Consider the following 17,314-nt stretch of genomic DNA (forward strand, 5'->3'; position numbering starts at 1 on the left):
AGTTTGAAAAGAATTTACATTCCTTTACTCTATCGGTTTTTGCTGAGATAGGGTGCAGATCTTGGATACACTATCGATTCAACAGCGCCCCTTCGCCAGTTAGGATAAAGGTGACCGTCGAGCGAGTGCCCCTGTGTTTCTAAGCATCATCATTCCTACCTACAATCGTCAGCCCATCCTTGAGAAGTGCTTGCAGGCACTAGAACATCAGCGCACAGATGCCTCCTACGAGATCGTCGTCGTTGATGATGGTTCCACTGACGGAACAGTTAACTGGCTCCAGCAAAATGCTGAGTTTTCTCATGTCCGCCTGCTCCAGCAAAACCACCAAGGCCCTGCCGCCGCCCGAAATTTAGGTGTAGCTCAGGCAAAAGGCGACACGATTATTTTTATCGATAGTGATTTGGTTGTGACTGAGGTTTTTTTGCAGTCGCACATTGAGGCGCTGAAGCAGGCAGAACAGGAGTTAGGGAGCGATCGCCTATTCACCTACGGCAGCGTCATCAACACCTGCAATTTTGAGAACCCTACTAGCGAGCCGTTTAAGGTGACGGATTATTCTAGAGCTTACTTTGCCACTGGAAATGTGGCGATCGCCCGGAAATGGCTTGATCAAGCTGGGCTTTTCGACACGCGCTTTCAACTCTACGGCTGGGAAGACCTGGAACTGGGGGTTCGGCTTAAGCAGTTAGGGCTGAAATTAGTGAAGTGTCCTGCCGCAGTGGGCTATCATTGGCACCCTCCTTTTTCCCTGGCAGAAATTCCGAGCCTAATTGACAAAGAAATTCAGCGCGGACGAATGGGCGTACTGTTTTACCAAAAGCATCCTACCCTAGAAGTGCGAATGATGATCCAAATGACCTGGCTGCATCAAGCGCTTTGGGGGCTATTGTCGGTGGGTGGATTACTCAACGAGCGATCGCTGGCTCCGTTTTTGCAATGGTTGATCGATCAAGGCAAACCCCAACTGGCGTTAGAAATTGCTCGAATCTTTCTCAATTGGTACAACGTCAAAGGGGTTTACGCAGCCTACAACGAAGCGCGTCAGGCTTAGATCTTTGTAGATCTTTTAGACGCTTAGACGCTCGTGAGGGCTGAAGTTTCTGCTTGAAAACCAGCAAGTCGCAAGGCATCAACCGTTGCTTGGTGATCTTGCACTCGAAATTGGGCACCTAGCCGGACAATCTCTCGGCGATCGCCTCCACCAATCACCGCAATTACAGGTGTTTTACTATTCTCATCCTCGCCTCGCTGCTCTAACAACAACGTTCGCAAACGGTGCTGTTCCCGAATATCTCCCGCAATGTTGGGCGTTAATTCTACAGTGACCATCCGGACTTCTTCGATCGGTTCAGCGTCATCAATAATAAATTGAATCCGTTCATCGCGGCGATCGACCTTGCCCCACATCATCAAGCGCGTATCAACTTCGATTAAGTGACCAATACGCGCAAAAGTTTTGGGAAAAACAACAGCATCAGCGTGTCCTGAGAGGTCTTCAATTTGCAGAACCGCCATGCGATCGCCCTTCTTGGTTACCACAGGCTTCAAGGTGCTAATCATGACGATCGCGCTCAATGTCACACTATCGGACTTGTCTGCTAAATCGCTGAGGTTAACGGGAGCCAGAATTTTTGCCGCCTGCTGAATACATTTCAACGGATGGTCAGAAATGTAGAAGCCCAATAAATCTTTTTCTAACTTCAGCTTCTCTTGAGACGGATAATCGACGACAGGCGGAGCTTTAGGGGCACTCTCGAAACTATGGGCAGTTGCGGTTGAGTTGCCGCCCATCAATCCCACACCCAACAAATCAAATAAATTGCCTTGACCTACCGCCCGGTCTTTTGCGCGAGACTGCGCCCACTCCAGCACCAACTCTAGATCATGCATGAGTTGATTGCGGTTTGGCTCTAGCGTATCCATTGCGCCCGAAAGAATTAAAGCTTCCAGTGCCCGACGGTTGACAGTACGTGAATCAATGCGATCGCATAAATCGGATAATGACTTAATCGGGCCATCTTTTTCCCGAGTAATTAGAACAGCTTCGATCGCCCCTTGTCCCACATTTCGCACCGCCGACAGCCCAAACAAAATACTGGTTTGCAATGGCGTAAAGTCCACGCCCGATCGATTCAAGTCCGGCGGCTCCACCTCAATTCCCATTGCCATACAGGTCGCAATATATTTTTGCACCTTGTCTTGATCGCCACTGTTGGCGGTCAGCAACGCCGCCATGTATTCAACCGGGTAATTCGCCTTAAGATACGCCGTTTGGTAGGTTACATAACCATAGGCGGTCGAGTGAGATTTATTAAAGCAATACTCTGCAAACATCACCATTTGATCGAATAAATCAGTAGCAATTTTTGCCTTTACGCCATTTTTCTCAGCCCCTTTGACAAACTGTTCCTGGTGCTTTTCCATTTCCGCCTTTTTCTTTTTCCCCATCGCCCGCCGCAGTAGGTCTGCCTGCCCTAGCGAGTAGCCGCCCATGTCTTGGGCAATTTTCATGATCTGTTCCTGGTAGACCATGATGCCGTAAGTTTCGTTGAGAATGGGTTCGAGAATTTTGTGCTCGTACTCAATTTTTTCGCGCCCATGTTTGCGGTTGATAAACTTGGGAATTAGACCTGCATCAAGCGGACCAGGGCGGTAGAGAGCCAGGACGGAAGAAATATCTTCGATGCCGGAGGGCTTGAGGTCACGAACAATTTGGCGCATTCCTGAAGATTCAAGCTGAAAGATGCCTTCGAGTTCGCCTTTGGCTAACAGTTGATAGGCTTTTGGATCTTCCAAGGAAAGGCGATCGAGATCGATCTCAATACCATGGGTCTGCTTAATCAAATCCACCGCTTTTTGAATCATTGTCAGGTTTTTCAAACCCAAAAAGTCCATTTTCAGCAGCCCCAGTGATTCAATATCTTCCATGTAGTACTGGGTGAAAACTGCGCCATCGGCATTACGCTGAAGCGGCACAATTTCATCAAGCGGCTGGGCTGAAATGACGACTCCGGCTGCATGAATACCGACGCTTTTGTTAGTGCCTTCAATGCGAATTGCCATATCGAGCCAGCGGCGGACATGGGGTTCATTGTCGTATTTGGCTTTGAACTCTGGAGCGGGGCTGGTGTCGGAGATCATCTCCTTCAGCTTGGCAGGTTTGCCCCGTGACACGGGAATCATCTTCGCCATTTTGTCAGATTCGGCGTAGGGAATATCCAGCACTCGCGCCACATCTTTGAGTACCGCTTTAGAGGTCATGCGGTTGTAGGTAATAATTTGTGCCACGCGATCGGTGCCATACTTTTCAGTAACGTATTCAATCACCTCTTCTCGGCGATCGATGCAGAAGTCGGTGTCAATATCGGGCATCGACTTGCGTTCGGGATTGAGGAAGCGCTCGAACAGCAGACCATGATGGACAGGATCAATATTAGTGATTCCTAATGCGTATGCGACAAGCGATCCGGCTGCCGAGCCGCGTCCAGGGCCAACGGGGATGTTGTTGTCTCGCGCAAACTTAATGTAGTCCCATACCACCAGGAAGTAAGCATCAAAGCCCATGGTGTGCATCATTTGCAACTCGTAGTCTAGTCGCGCTTGATAGGTAGCATCGACTTCATCATAGGATTGATAGTCAAAGCGTCTGATTAAGCCTTCGCGGGTGACGGATTCAAAGTAAGCAGAGAGATCGGCGTAGCCTGGGGGCAATGGGTAGTCGGGAATGCGCGGTTCGCCTAAAATTTCGTAGGGTTCAACTTTATTGGCAACGTTAAGGGTATTGGCGATCGCTTCTTCAATCACGGCTTCAGGTAAATGATCTCGAAACAGGCAACTCATTTCTTCAGCAGATTTCAGATATTCTGTGCCGCTATAGCGCAATCGTTTATCTTCAACAATTAGCTTCCCAGTTTGAATACACAGCAGCGCATCGTGGGCTTCTACGTCGTAGCAAGAAATATAGTGAGAGTCGTTGGTAGCAATAATTTCAATGTTTAACTCGCGGGCGATTTTGATAATTTCGACGTTCACCACGCGGTCTTCAGGCGAACCATGATCTTGAATTTCAATGTAGTAATCATCGCCGAACAAATCTTTATACCACTGCGCCACCTGACGGGCAATGTCCGGTCTGCCTTGCATGATGGCTTGGGGCACTTCTCCCCCTAAACAAGCACTCGTAACAATTAGCCCTTCATGATATTTCTCAAGTAATTCTTTATTAATGCAGGGACGGGAGAAAATACCTTTTCCCTGAACGCCTTGCAGGTGAGAGATTGTAGTCAGCTTAACTAGATTTTTATAGCCTTGAGTATTCTTTGCCAGAACGACCTGATGGTAGCGGGGGCGACGTTCTTGTTTAGAAATGTCGCCGTTGATCAGGTACATCTCATTGCCGATGATGGGTTTAACGCCCTTGGCTTTACAGACCTTCAGTAGCTCGATCGCCCCGTACATGACACCGTGGTCAGTCAAAGCGATCGCGGGCATGTCTAACTCTAAGACGCGATCGATCAGTTCAGGAAGCTGACTTGCGCCATCAAGCAGGCTGTAGTCGCTGTGAATGTGTAAGCCAACAAAGGACATAGCTTTAAACCTACAATCACGCTAAAACAATAAGACTGAGATAAGAGTAACCGATCTTACGAGTACTATATCTAGAATTTTTGTTGAGAAGTGAAGGAGGCTCAACTCCACCCGTGGTGTGGGGTAGAGTTGAGCAGAACGCATGAGGGTGCGCCATCAATATAGTACTTTAGTACCAAATAGGCAAGCGATCGCTTTTAGGCTCAAGCGCAAAAAGGAGGGCGATCGATCGTCCTCCCTGCATCGTCAATGAGTTTCGTCCATTATCAATGGCTCAGAATTTATTGAATCAGAATCAATGGCTCAAACTATTTCTGCGCCATAATATATTCTGCGCCATAACTGTTAGCTCATTAGGTAAAGTAGTTGTTAACCGCCAAAGTTGCGCCTGCGACAGCATCTTGGGGACTTTGAAAAATCATCCCTGTTACATCAATCACCAAATCACGTTTTGGATTAAACCCAACCTGATTATCGTTGACAGATAAATAGGTGCGTTTTTTGTGGGTAACAATCACGGCTTCAGATACCCGTGCCCTCTGTCTGCCAGGAATAATAGGATTGACATCATCATACGCTGTAGCGATCGCCCCTACCCGACCTCGCTGCACTTTGCCTCCCCCAGAAACTGGTTTTGGTCTGACTTTGCCAACATTATGAACTCGATTAGGAAGCTCAGCCGTACTTAAGTTGTTATCAAAATCAAGTTTGATCCTATCCCCTTCTGCGGTATTAAAATCAGTGATCTGGTCAAGGCGACGACGAGTCAGCTTTGGAGAATTGCTGATTTGAGAATCTACAAGCGCTCGCCGCCGAGTAGCACCTGTGTAAATAAATTGGTCAGCACCCGCGCCACCCGTCATCACATCACCTCCAGATCCTCCCACAAAAGCATCGCTGTCTGCACTACCCAAAAGCACATCTGACCTGGCAGTGCCCAAAACCCGCTTGGGTAAAGGGATGGTTCCAGGGAGCGCCCCACCCCCTCCCGGAGGATCATTGATGATGCCAGGAAGAACGCCAGGAGGAATAACACGGGTAGGAACCTGCTCGAGTGCACCGATATCAAATCCATTTCCCTGAGGACGGGCTATACCGCGCTGATCTACTAGGACATTGGCGCTAGGATTAGCCGCATCGATCGCCGGACTATTACTCAGCAACGCGTGAGTCAACGTAGAGCCACCATTGTTTTGCAAAGAACCCAACTTAGGGTCAATCGGGGCGCTGCTGCTGCCGACCTTGTTACCATTGACACCATTTGTAAAGCTCGTGCTACCCGTCCCATCCCCAATCAGGTTGAAGAATGTTGTGGTAAAGTTACCCGAAACATCAGGATGGTTGCCGTTTGAGTTATCACCATCAAGGTTTCCGGCAATAATGGTGTTATTGATAGTTGCAGATTGCGAGAAAACCCCACCAGCATCACGAACCGCAGTGTTTTGATAAATGGTGCTGCTGTTAACAATTAGACGGCTTGTGAAGCCATTGAAGATCCCTCCCCCGAATCCATTGGTTTCGTTGCTGCTAACGGTGGTATTGGCGAGTGATAGAAGATTTACAGGCCCTTCACTGCCGCCACTCGAAATGCCACCACCGCCAAAGCCTGCGGAGTTGTTATTGATCGTACTGTTAGCGATAGACAGATTTCCACCATTTTCAATGCCGCCACCAGAGAATGCTGCTCGATTATTTCTAACGACAGCATTTGTCAGCGTCAAGGCTTCTTCATTTAAGATGCCAGCACCAAAGCGATCGCCAACAGATTCACCGACAAAGCCATTAGCTATTGTCAATCCATCAATGACAACCCTACTAGAACCAGCCTGTGCATCGGCAATTCTAAAGACGCGGGAAGCATTGTTACCACTGATGGTTAATTTATCCGCTCCTAAACCGTTGATAGTTAAAGCTTTATTAATAACTAACTCACCCTCAGTCAGAGTAATCGTTCCATTAATAAGACTCGGAGCAAAGTCAATGGTGTCTCCAGCACTGCTAAAGGCAATTGCCTCTCTCAGTGACACGTCTCCAGCAGTGATATTGCCATCATTTTCGTCTAATAGAATATCTACAGTAATAGCCATACTAATAACCTCCTAGTTAGTCACAGGGAGAAGAATAAAACTCAGTTGGAAGACGGGAGAAACCAACCCCTACTGAGAATAGCAGGCTATGTCCATGCTTTTAGTCTCCCATTCTCAACAAGGAGGGCGATCGTCCTATCCTAAGCAGTGATCTGTTGCTGCTCTTCTTGTAATAAAGTAACCAATTGCTGGTCACCTTTTTCCTGAGCCGCCTTCAAACGCCGCTGAAGATTTTCTTGAAGGTTAGCTTGGTGAACTTTACCAATGTACTGACAAGGCAAGGTTGCTGGAACAGATACTCGGCGTTCGGGTGTTGCCTGAGCAACTCCATTCGTATAGTACTTTTCACCTCGATAGGTAAGCTCATACGCACGGGGCATCACCTCTTCGGCGGACTGGGTAGGGTCAACTTGAAGGGTTTGACCACGATAGATGAGGGTATAAGGAGCCAGGGAAGCATGATGAGGACGAGTGGGTCGCCCCATGTTCACCCCTACAGCTTTGCTAGGGTTATAGTCGAAAGATGTGCCACGATAAATGAGTTTCATAGTCTCGCTTCTCCAGTAAGTAATAGGTCACTAGGTGAAGAGAAGCGCGTTCCTTCAGGAGCTTTCCTTACTTCCGTCCTCAACTAAAACTTAAATAGTTGGGATGAACGTTTTTTCTTCTGTATAACAGACTACCATTTAAAGAAGAGAAATAGTAATCCCCCTTTAGGGTGAAGAACTTAAGGAAGACAGGGAAGTTTTCTGATCATTCATGCAAAAGCTTGTAGAGTAAGTAGCTAGCAAAACTCAGCACCTACCATGTGCCTTAGTGGCTCACTCACCTGTACTTTCATATTATGATCTCGCGTCTTCTTTCGGTCTGGCGGTTCCTTCGAGGAGTAATGCCAACACTCAAATCTTTCTCATACATGCTTTTTGCCCTGTCGCTAGTGGGTACGTTGCTTTCGAGTAGCCCAGCATCGGCAACCCTTGCGGTATCTGCGGAGCAGCGCGCCCGTCAGGAAGTTCGGGGCGTTTGGATGACGAATAATGACATGAGCATTCTGATCGACCATGCCAAGGTGCAGGATGCAATGAGCCAACTAAGCCGTCTCAACTTCAACACGGTTTATCCAGTGGCTTGGAATTCAGGCTATGTCATGTATCCGAGTGCTGTGGCGTATCAAGCAGGAATTCAGCCCTTCGTCTTTAAGGGGTTGGAGGGGCAAGACATTATGGCAGATGTGATTGCTCAAGGTCATCGCCAAGGATTATTAGTAATGCCTTGGTTTGAGTTTGGCTTCATGGCTCCAGCAACATCAGAGCTAGCGTTGAATCACCCGGAGTGGTTAACCCAAAAGCGGAATGGGGAGCAAGTTTCTTTGAGTGCTGCGGGCGAAGTGGCGTGGCTTAATCCGTTTCGTCCAGAAGTGCAGCAGTTTATCACGAGTCTTTTGGTGGAACTAGTGAGTCAGTATGATGCTGATGGCATTCAGTTTGATGATCACATGAGTTTGCCGAGTGAGTTTGGGTACGACAGCTATACTGTGGCGCTCTACACAAAGGAGACGAAGAAAGCCCCTCCCACAGATGCGTTAGATCCGGCTTGGGTGAAGTGGCGTGCGGATAAGATTACGGCGTTTATGGTGAACTTGCATAAGGCAGTGAAGGCACACAAGCCCAATGCTATTTTTTCAATTTCGCCTAATTACTATGATTTTGCTTACCGTTTGCATTTGCAGGATTGGCTGGCTTGGGTGAAGCAGGGTGTGGCAAACGAGCTTATTGTCCAGGTCTATCGTTCTGATATGCAAAGCTTTGTAGAACAGATTAATCGTCCTGAAATTCAGGAGGCACAGAAGAAGATTCCTACGGGAATTGGGGTATTGACAGGGCTGAGAAATAGCCCGGTGGCGATGGCGCAGATTCAGTCGCAGGTGCGGGCTGTGCAAGAGCGAGGTTTGGGAATGGCGTTTTTCTATTACGAAAGTCTGTGGCACGAAGCCCCGGAGCCAATGGAGGAAAGGCTGGCTGGCTTTCAAGCTTTATTTCCTTACCCAGCGTCACGTTTACTGGAAAATCAGGCAGTATCACCACAGGCGTAGTCGAACTAATGCCATTAGGGTGGTAATTGGAATCGATATGCCAATGATTTGAAGCGCGATCGGAGAACGAGAGGGTAAAGGAGGGGCAAACGAGTTTGAGATACTTGCAAGAGGTCGCCACACTCCGATCAATCCCCCTAATAGCAACAAGAAAAGAACGCTCCCGTACATGACTTGAGCAGGGAACTGCTTGTTTGTCTGAGCGTGTTCAAGTCTGTCTAGATCAATTAATACTGCTGCTGCTGAGGGGTATCGTTCTCGGATGCGGACTTTTACCATTTTCTCTACAATTTTTGCCAGTTGAGGATGGAGATTAGTCTGGCTTTTCCATTGAATTTCTCCAGTTTTAGGATCTTCTTTTAAGTCTCTAGGATGAACACCAGTTATGCATTGAATAACAACCATGCCTAGAGCATAGATATCACTGCTAAAGCGCGATCGCCCTGCTTGTTGCTCGTTGGGCATATAGCCTGCGGTACCCACTACTACGGATTGGGCAGATGAGGAAGATGAAGAGGAGGTCAGTTTAACTGCACCAAAATCAATTAACACTAATCGACCATCCTTTCGACGAATGATATTACGGGGTTTAATGTCGCCGTGGATGACTTGGTGAGAATGGAGAAACTGTAATACAGGCAAGACCTGTCGGAGTAATTCAATAATCTTTTTCTGGTTCCAAGTCTGACCTTTTGCCGTTTCCTGGGCTAAGTCATGTCCATCAATAAATTCTTGGACTAAATAAAGCGTTTGATCCTCGACAAAATGGTCAAACAATGCCGGAACTTGCTGGTTTAAGTGGCCCAGTTGGTAAAGAGTTTGGACTTCTGTTTCAAATAGTTCTTGGGCTGTTGCTGAGGGTGTAGAGGAAAGCTTTAAACATTTCACAACACGCAAGGCAGATGAGAGATCATCTTGCGCCAGAAAAGTTTCGCTGAAGCCGCCCTTTCCTAAACTTTGGAGAATGTGATAGCGTTCATTCAGAATGGTATTAATCACTAGTAGATGGGGTAGGAATAGAACTGGGTGAGTCGCTGCGCAACGTTTGGGAAAGGTTGGAGACAGAGTTTGGGATAGTTGAAAAATAGGGAGAGGGAGAAGCTTCTGGTGAAGGAGGAGCAGGGACGACTGGATTGATAGGAGCAGAAAACTCTGTGTCGGCGATCGCTTTTTCAATCACAGGTTTTGTCTGCTGACGTTGATCCTGCTGACGTTGATTCCGCTGATGTTGATTCCAGTGGGCAGGAATGGTAGAAAGCATTTCTAACACTCTTTGATCTTCCTGCAAGGCAGCGGCTGAGGGTTCAGCTAGAACAACTCTTTGGGGTGGTTTACTGGCTGCTGTAATGGGTTGGATAGCAGAGGGTTGAATGGCAGCAGGCGGCAGGGCAATCCCTTTTGGATATCTTGAAGACAGTACTTTAAGTAGATTGATAGAAGTCTTGGCTTGAGATGCTACCTGAGTGATGCTCTTTTCTTGTTGCCATAGTGTAGCAAGTTGTATGGACTGCCCAGCACTGCTGGTATTTGCTGGAATGGCTGCCAGCATTTTTAATGCAGTGGGTAGGTCAGCTTGAACATATTTATTGATGGCACGTTGAAGTAATTCGCGTGCCCAAACTTCTCTCAATTGCTGAGCAGTTGCGTAGTATTCGCTGGTCGTTGGCAGGGTATCGGCTAAGTTAATGGCTTGTTTAAGGCGATCGCTATTGGCGCTAGTTTTTGCTCGTTCGAGGATAGACTGTTCAGTTGTTTGTAAATTTTGGGGTGGGGGCAGTGAGCGATTGTTTTGAGAGTTTTGCAAGGAGTCGTTGTCTTGATCAACAGGATTTGCTGAAGATTGAGTGACCTGAGAAGAACGTAGAAAAATAAAGCCAAGGACTAGGGCGGAAGCGCCACTGCACCAAAAAAGATATTTCATGTCTTGACCCTGAGTGCAAAAAATAGTCGCTATAAAGTTTCACTATAAATTGGCGTTGCTGAATAGAAGTATGAAACTATTCAAAGTCCCTTTCCTTTAGGAGAGGGATTTAGGAAGAGGTCTATCTAGCTGCGTTGCCGATCGACCTAACCCCTAGCCCCTTCCCTAAGAGGGCAGGGGAACAGGATTTTCATACTTGCATTCAGCAATGCCTTTCACTATAAATTTAAAGATTCATTTTCCAGATCTCTAACCGATGATCGAGGCTGCCTGTGACTAAGGTCCGATTATTCGGACAAATAACGATCGCCCCGACGCTATCTGAATGCACCCGGACGGTTTTTAGCAAAGCGCCCTTTTGCCAATTCCAAAGTTTGAGGGTGCCGTCTGCATGGGCACTCAGCAAATATTTACCATCATTGCTGAAGGCAAGCGATCGTGTGGATTTGGACTTGGGTAATGCTCGTAAGCGCTGACCTGTCGCCACATTCCAAATCATAATTTGGTCATCAGCCCCAGTCGCCAAGATTTGGTTATTGGGGCTGATGTTAACTACTTTTACGCCGCTTTCATGTCCTACTAAGGTTTGCGAAATTTGTCCGGTGGGAAAGTCCCAAATCTTAACCGTTTTATCTTCACTAGCACTCACGATAAAACGACTATCTGTGGTGATTTCAATTTGGTTAACCGCGTTGGTATGACCACTGAGCCTTTGAAGTTCACTGCCTGTTTGCAAATCCCATACTTTAATTTGGCGATCGCTTCCTCCACTCACCGTTAATTTACCGTTAGGTGTGACATGCACAGAATTAACCCGACCTGTATGCCCCGCCAGAGTATGACGCAGGATACCGCTCTGTAAATTCCAGACTTTTAACGTTGAGTCTGCACTGGCACTCACGAGGGTTTCGCCAGTGGGCGTGAAGTGTAATGAAGTAATCTCTTGGAGATGCCCAGTCAGCGCAGTCAGCGATGCACCTGATTTCATATCCCAAAGCTGGATCACTTTGTTCTGTCCGCCACTCACTACAATTTCGCCCTTAGGATGCATTGCTAGCGCCAAGATTGAACCAGACTGATTGATGGTTCGGGTGGGGGCAATATCACCTTTAGCAAGAGGAGTGACAACGACAGGCATCAGTAACGATTTGAGATGAGCTTGAATTTGATCTTTTTGACGAACGCCTGTGAAGCTCAGTGCCAAAATTGCGATCAGAGTAACGGTTTGTGGAATGCCCCAGATTTTTCGAGGCTGACGGGTTTTTTGAAGCTGGTTTAGATCAGTTAAAACTTCCTCAACAGATTGATAGCGATCGCGCCAATGCGAACGAACCATCTGAGTTAAAATAGTGGCTAAGCGAGGGCTAACTTTAGCAACCTGTCGCCAGCACAACTCACCCTGAATATCTTCACCAATTTCTTTAGGATTAAGCCCTGTTATTGCCTGAATTGCCAGCATTCCTACTGAGTAAATATCGCTGCAATATCGTGGTTTGCCGGCGCGTTGTTCGCCTGCCATATAGCCTGGTGTGCCAATTAAAATAGATTCGGTAGTTTGCCCTTCAGGGTGAGCTTGATTGCTCAGTTCTTTGACAGCACCGAAATCAATTAGCACAATTTTGCCATCTTTATCGCGACGGATCAGGTTATGAGGTTTAATATCTCGGTGAATCACACCCTGAGCATGAACGATCGCCAGCACGCTCAGAACATCTTGAATTAACGTAATGACCTGCGCCTCTGGCATAGGTTGCCCCACGATCAATTCTTGGCTTAAGTTATGACCTTCAACATAGTTATGAACTAAATAAAACTGATGATTCTCCTCGAAATGCGCCAGTAGCCGAGGAATTTGAGAACTATGGGGACTTAGACGATATAACGCTTGGGCTTCGGCATTAAAAAGTTCTCTAGCATGCTCCCAGTCGAAATGTTCACTAGTGGGTGCTTTAAGGCATTTGACAACGCAAAGAGGACGGTTAGGTAACTGCTGATCTTTAGCAAGATAGGTATCGCTAAAGATGCTGGTTCCTAATACTTCGGTAACTTTGTAACGTCCACCCAAAGCTTGCTTAGTTAACACTTCTACCATAAAAACTCCAATCTTGAGGTGAATGAATTCACGGTGTCACTAAACGTTCGTTGTTTTTCTACACCGCTCTTATCTGCACCGAATCCTTGTCTATACTGAATCTCTATCTGCATCTGCACCAAATCTTCGTTCGCCTAAATCCCTGTCTAAATAACCGTTTGCCTGGATCTTTGTTTGCCTGTTAGTCAATATCATACACGCTAATTTAGCGTAGTCAACTAAATTGAAAAGTTGGATACTCGGATATTTTTTTGCTATTCTGTACTCACTCACCTGGAGGGTTCGGTTTATCCAAAGCCAGGCTTTCTATCAAAACGCCGACATGATTCATATTCGATTCGCTAGAGCGACACAGCCTAGGACTGTAAATTTTAGGGCTGTAGACCTTAAAAAGGTACTACGACGGCGATCGCTCCTCTTGCTTACCCTTAGCCTCCTGGCGCTCATTCTCTGTGCCGCTTGCTCCACCCTTACACTGTCTTCCTCTATTGTTTCTCACTCTGGCACCCTTGCCACTGTGTTCAGTCGAGGGCGAGTGATTTGCGGCGTTGACGGTCAGCGTCCAGGGTTTAGTTTTCAGTCACCCAATGGTCAATATTCGGGGCTAGATGCAGATTATTGTCGGGCGATCGCCAGTGCTTTATTTGACGATCCTGGCAAAGTAGAATTCAAGCGCGTCGCTCAAGGCGCGTTTGCTGATTTACTCAATGGCAAGGTCGATATTTTGCTGCGCGATACACCCTGGACGATTGAAAGAGATGCAACGATCGACTTTGTATCTCCCATATTTTATGACGGACAAGGCTTACTCGCACCCATTAATTTAGACACAACCTCTCTAGGAAATTTTAGAGACAAAACAATTTGTGTGCGGGCAGATACACCTGCCGAAGCTACGCTCAAAGCCTTTTTTAAGAAAGCTCAAGTTCCTATTAACGCTGTGGCGTTAGACGGGGACAACGAACTATTTATTAACTTTGCTAACGGTAACTGCGAAATTGCCACCGCAAACCGTTCTGAGCTAGCCATTCGTCGCCAAACCCTGACGAATCCTGAACAGTACCAACTGCTCAAGTTAACGCTTTCACAAGAGCCGATCGCCCCTATTGTCCGGAGCAATGAATCAAAATGGTTCGATGTCGTGAAATGGATTATCTATGGCACGTTTCGAGCAGAAGAACTAGGCGTGAGCAAAAAAAATGTAATGGCGTTAAGTCCTCATCCTGATCCACAGATTCGGCGTTTTCTAGGTGCAGAAGGCTCATACGGGACAAGCTTAAGCCTTCCTAACGATTTTATGAAGCGTGTTGTTCATCACGTAGGCAACTATGCTGAGATTTACCAACGTAATATCGGCAGTCCGTTTCAGTTACCTCGAGGAATTAATGAGCTTTGGCTCAACGGCGGACTCATTTGCCCCATGCCATTTCGTTAAATAATTAGGTTCAATATTCAGCTTATGGACTTAGTTTTCAAAAACTTTACACTAAAAGCTTGCGTATCTCTTAAAGCCACAAGGTTGACTACTGAAGCTTTCTACTAATACGGGTATCGCTTATTTTAAAGTTACCCAACTTTCAGCGATTTAAACTTAAAAAAGGTGTGCTATTTTCAGGACATGATCCCTACTATCCAGCAAGATATCGCAGTACAACAGCAAAGTCTGTGATCTGGGTCATAGCATTTCATCATTTCTTCAATCCGTGCTGTTTTTCATCCACATGCTATGGCAGAACCCTCGCGATCAGCCTCCAATCAACTTATTAGGTCTTCAAAGCCTGGTGCTAAAGAGCTATTATCTGGCACAGACCTCTCTGAGTTGCGATTGTCTAAGGCGCAAATTCTTCAGAAAGTTCAGCAGCTATCTCCCCAGAAACAAATCGATTTATTTTCGGCTTGGGTCGGCAGACTAGAGCCTGCCCAATTCAAAAAAATGTCGGAATTTATTCGTCTTGAGAATGACTTGCGTCAAGAATTGGGCGGAGAAGTGCTAAGGAGAAATGCCTTGACTGAGGTATTTCTTAAAGGGATTTCTCACCGACGACGCAATAGCTCAGAGATCACGCCACCTCAGCTTTACGTCTACATTCGGCGGCGGCGCAAGTCGTCGGAGAGTGGCACAAAATACCTAGGTAAACTCTTTTTTGTGCCAGGAGGACATACCTACAAATGGAAAGAAGGCACCAATGGAGCGCTTGTGTTCTATGAAGGTAATGTTTTTTGCTTAACTCATTTACGGACAAAGGAACAACGGTACCTGAAGCTCGTGCGCTTAGATCAGCCGCCACCCGATTATGACTACAATCCACAGCCCGGTGAGAAGCCGCTGATCCAAGTGTCGCTACATGTGGAGGTACTTCACCCACAGACGCTGCAACCTGTTGAAATGAAAATTTATGACTATCCCAGTTGTTTATATGAGAAGGGGGAGTTATCTGAGTCTCTGTGGCAAGTAGAAGCAGTGAATGCGGCTCTGCCATTGAAGTCTGAGGTCGTGCCTGATAGCGATTTGCTTCAGCAAGGAGGAGATCAGACGAAGGGCAAGACGACGCGGTTGGCTGTCGATCGCTCTCAAGCGCTAAGAATTTTGCCGTTGCTGCGACAGTTCCGAGACTTTAGCCAAAAGGTTTATTCGGCGCGATCGGTTTGGTATTTATCGGAGCCAGAGGGCGGTGGAAAGTACGCTTTAACAACTGCTAGCGGTAAATTGATTTTGGAGTTTGATACGAAACGATGGGAGTTTTCGACTGAACACTCGGCACAGGTGCTGGCTCGATGGTTTTATAACCTTTGTACGAAAGTGCAGGCTGGATTTGATATGGGTGACTACGGCGATTTTAGTTTAAGCGATCGCCAGTTGATTTCTGAATTATTTGTGCAGTTGCAGACTGTTAAAGGCAAATCAGTTGAGGAAATTTTACGATTAGTTTTTCAAGTGAACACTAAAAAATAAATTTAGAGGCAGATAGATCATATTTGTCCTGTTCATTGAATTTATGCTCGTATTAAGGATCGGATGCAACTGGCAATCCGATCTAATACTATGTTTGCAATCTTCACCCGATTGCTCTACCTATTTATATCGGTGCTTTGTCATTTGTGTTTTGGGCTTATTCTGGGTTTCACTATGCCTCAACAACCTGTGACTTGCAACCAGTCTCGACTGGTTCTCCTTCACCCGCGATCGAATCTCATGATGTCGGCTGACCAGTTGAATTTACCGATGGCGGTGTGGGACTTGCGCCGTATGGAGGTTCAGTTTTCATCCGGCTTAGAGCATCTTTATCAACTAGAACCAGAAGAATTCCAGGGAAAATATCTCGATTTTTTATCCCATGTTCATCCCGACGATCGGCGACCCATTCAAAAAGTGCTTCAAGCTGCCGCCGAGAATGGTCAAAGCTTCGAGGTAGACTACAGGATTATTAATAAATCAAATGAAATCGTTTGGCTATCCTCCAAGGGACAGATATTTATATCTAACCGCGTAGGTGGTGCTGAGTTAGTAGAGGTGATTAATGATGTTACGCCTCGTTATCAGGCACGTCAGGCTTTGGTGGAAAGCAATGCCCAGTGGGATGCGCTGTTGAAGAAAAGCGATGAGTTATTGATCCAGCTTGACTTCGAGGCACACGTATTCTGGACTTCTCCCTCTATTGGTCATATTTTGGGATATCCACCTGAATTATTAATGGGTGAGAGTATTCTTAATTTGGTACATGATGCCGATCTACGGAAGGTGCTGTTAGCGCTTGACTCGTTAAAGGAAAGAAAAATTCCGCAGTCGTTTCAATGTTCATTGAAGCAGCAGTCTGGGAAATATCTTCCGGTACAATCGACCCTACGCTTGGGTGAGGAATTAGGAAGTTTTGCTGTTCTTAGCTTTCGTGAAATTAGCGCCAGGGTTAATCTTCAGTCAGTTTTAGAGTCGACCTATGCCGCGTATACGGCGATCGTTGATGCGACGACAGATTTAGTTTTTCGGTTTCTGCCCGATGGCACACTGACGTTCACTAATCATCTTTTCGAGAACTGTTTTGGTGATGAAAGCGGCGTTGGCTCTAATTTTTACTCAGTGTTACCAGATGACGATCGCGATCGCTTGCAAGCAACTTGTGCAATATTGACACCAGAGAACCCAACAGCGACTTGTTCTTTAGAAGCGCTCAGGGGAATTCGGCACCCAGAGTTACGCTGTCAAGCCTTATTTGATCATGATGACAGACTTTTAGAATATCAGGTTGTGGCTAAAGAGATGAAAGAGTAGTCACATATTCTCTTCAAAACTAACTCTTTTGATCACAACAGTTACAAAAGTAATTTCAGTTCAATGGCTCCTGAGTTAAATTGATATTTGCGCGATTCTAAGCTCCACCTATCGATCGCGTCTATCAAAATCTATTTCACCTAAGAGGATGTTTGAAAAGTCAGCTAGTCGGTAAAAAAGCTCTCTCAGTGTAAGCTGCGAATAGAAAGCACGCAGCACCGAGAAAGCAATATGAGTAAAGCATATCCCAGCAATCTGACTACTG

11 protein-coding genes are annotated in these 17,314 nt (G+C 46.5%); 5 read left to right on the forward strand and 6 right to left on the reverse strand.

Annotated elements, in window-relative coordinates; all coding sequences use genetic code 11:
• Nucleotides 1–133 precede the first annotated feature (133 nt).
• Complete coding sequence (locus KME11_16535) at nt 134–1,054, forward strand: glycosyltransferase (GenBank protein ID MBW4516819.1); 921 nt, start codon at nt 134–136, stop codon at nt 1,052–1,054.
• Between the two features lie 23 nt (nt 1,055–1,077).
• Here KME11_16535 and KME11_16540 read toward each other — a convergent pair whose 3' ends face one another.
• The 3 genes from KME11_16540 to KME11_16550 all read right to left on the reverse strand — a co-directional run bounded on the left by KME11_16540 (nt 1,078) and on the right by KME11_16550 (nt 7,225).
• Nucleotides 1,078–4,590: a DNA polymerase III subunit alpha gene (locus KME11_16540; GenBank protein MBW4516820.1), complete on the reverse strand. Its 3,513-nt coding sequence runs from the start codon at nt 4,588–4,590 to the stop codon at nt 1,078–1,080.
• Nucleotides 4,591–4,943: 353 nt separating this feature from the next.
• Entirely contained in the window at nt 4,944–6,677 is a 1,734-nt protein-coding gene (locus tag KME11_16545) for a hypothetical protein (protein MBW4516821.1), read from the reverse strand.
• A gap of 140 nt (nt 6,678–6,817) precedes the next feature.
• Entirely contained in the window at nt 6,818–7,225 is a 408-nt protein-coding gene (locus KME11_16550) for a DUF4278 domain-containing protein (protein MBW4516822.1), read from the reverse strand.
• Nucleotides 7,226–7,593: 368 nt separating this feature from the next.
• Here KME11_16550 and KME11_16555 point away from each other — a divergent pair, with 368 nt between their 5' ends.
• Nucleotides 7,594–8,769, forward strand: coding sequence for a glycoside hydrolase family 10 protein (locus KME11_16555; protein MBW4516823.1), 1,176 nt, complete (start codon nt 7,594–7,596; stop codon nt 8,767–8,769).
• Here the strand turns inward: KME11_16555 and KME11_16560 are convergent.
• From KME11_16560 to KME11_16570, 3 genes are all read right to left on the reverse strand, one after another.
• Nucleotides 8,755–9,768 carry a serine/threonine protein kinase gene (locus KME11_16560; protein MBW4516824.1) on the reverse strand — a complete coding sequence of 338 codons (1,014 nt, stop codon included), beginning with the start codon at nt 9,766–9,768 and terminating at the stop codon, nt 8,755–8,757. The genes KME11_16555 and KME11_16560 overlap by 15 nt on opposite strands.
• Nucleotides 9,761–10,690: a hypothetical protein gene (locus tag KME11_16565; GenBank protein MBW4516825.1), complete on the reverse strand. Its 930-nt coding sequence runs from the start codon at nt 10,688–10,690 to the stop codon at nt 9,761–9,763. Before KME11_16565 ends, KME11_16560 begins: the two co-directional genes overlap by 8 nt.
• Before the next feature lie 226 nt (nt 10,691–10,916).
• Nucleotides 10,917–12,782 carry a serine/threonine protein kinase gene (locus tag KME11_16570; GenBank protein ID MBW4516826.1) on the reverse strand — a complete coding sequence of 622 codons (1,866 nt, stop codon included), beginning with the start codon at nt 12,780–12,782 and terminating at the stop codon, nt 10,917–10,919.
• Nucleotides 12,783–13,104: 322 nt separating this feature from the next.
• Between KME11_16570 and KME11_16575 the strand changes: the two genes are divergently transcribed.
• From KME11_16575 to KME11_16585, 3 genes are all read left to right on the forward strand, one after another.
• Nucleotides 13,105–14,217, forward strand: coding sequence for a transporter substrate-binding domain-containing protein (locus tag KME11_16575; GenBank protein ID MBW4516827.1), 1,113 nt, complete (start codon nt 13,105–13,107; stop codon nt 14,215–14,217).
• Between the two features lie 291 nt (nt 14,218–14,508).
• Nucleotides 14,509–15,735 carry a hypothetical protein gene (locus KME11_16580; GenBank protein ID MBW4516828.1) on the forward strand — a complete coding sequence of 409 codons (1,227 nt, stop codon included), beginning with the start codon at nt 14,509–14,511 and terminating at the stop codon, nt 15,733–15,735.
• A gap of 174 nt (nt 15,736–15,909) precedes the next feature.
• Nucleotides 15,910–17,049: a PAS domain-containing protein gene (locus tag KME11_16585; GenBank protein ID MBW4516829.1), complete on the forward strand. Its 1,140-nt coding sequence runs from the start codon at nt 15,910–15,912 to the stop codon at nt 17,047–17,049.
• Nucleotides 17,050–17,314: the final 265 nt, after the last annotated feature.

The organism is Timaviella obliquedivisa GSE-PSE-MK23-08B, assembly GCA_019358855.1.
In the GTDB taxonomy this organism is placed as follows: domain Bacteria; phylum Cyanobacteriota; class Cyanobacteriia; order Elainellales; family Elainellaceae; genus Timaviella; species Timaviella obliquedivisa.

Bases quoted from the DNA above. Each gene is read 5' to 3' on its own strand.
- KME11_16565 (MBW4516825.1), bottom strand. From the start codon at position 10,690: ATGAAATATCTTTTTTGGTGCAGTGGCGCTTCCGCCCTAGTCCTTGGC.
- KME11_16570 (MBW4516826.1), bottom strand. From the start codon at position 12,782: ATGGTAGAAGTGTTAACTAAGCAAGCTTTGGGTGGACGTTACAAAGTT.
- KME11_16550 (MBW4516822.1), bottom strand. From the start codon at position 7,225: ATGAAACTCATTTATCGTGGCACATCTTTCGACTATAACCCTAGCAAA.
- KME11_16585 (MBW4516829.1), top strand. From the start codon at position 15,910: ATGCCTCAACAACCTGTGACTTGCAACCAGTCTCGACTGGTTCTCCTT.
- KME11_16575 (MBW4516827.1), top strand. From the start codon at position 13,105: ATGATTCATATTCGATTCGCTAGAGCGACACAGCCTAGGACTGTAAAT.
- KME11_16540 (MBW4516820.1), bottom strand. From the start codon at position 4,590: ATGTCCTTTGTTGGCTTACACATTCACAGCGACTACAGCCTGCTTGAT.
- KME11_16580 (MBW4516828.1), top strand. From the start codon at position 14,509: ATGGCAGAACCCTCGCGATCAGCCTCCAATCAACTTATTAGGTCTTCA.
- KME11_16555 (MBW4516823.1), top strand. From the start codon at position 7,594: ATGCTTTTTGCCCTGTCGCTAGTGGGTACGTTGCTTTCGAGTAGCCCA.
- KME11_16545 (MBW4516821.1), bottom strand. From the start codon at position 6,677: ATGGCTATTACTGTAGATATTCTATTAGACGAAAATGATGGCAATATC.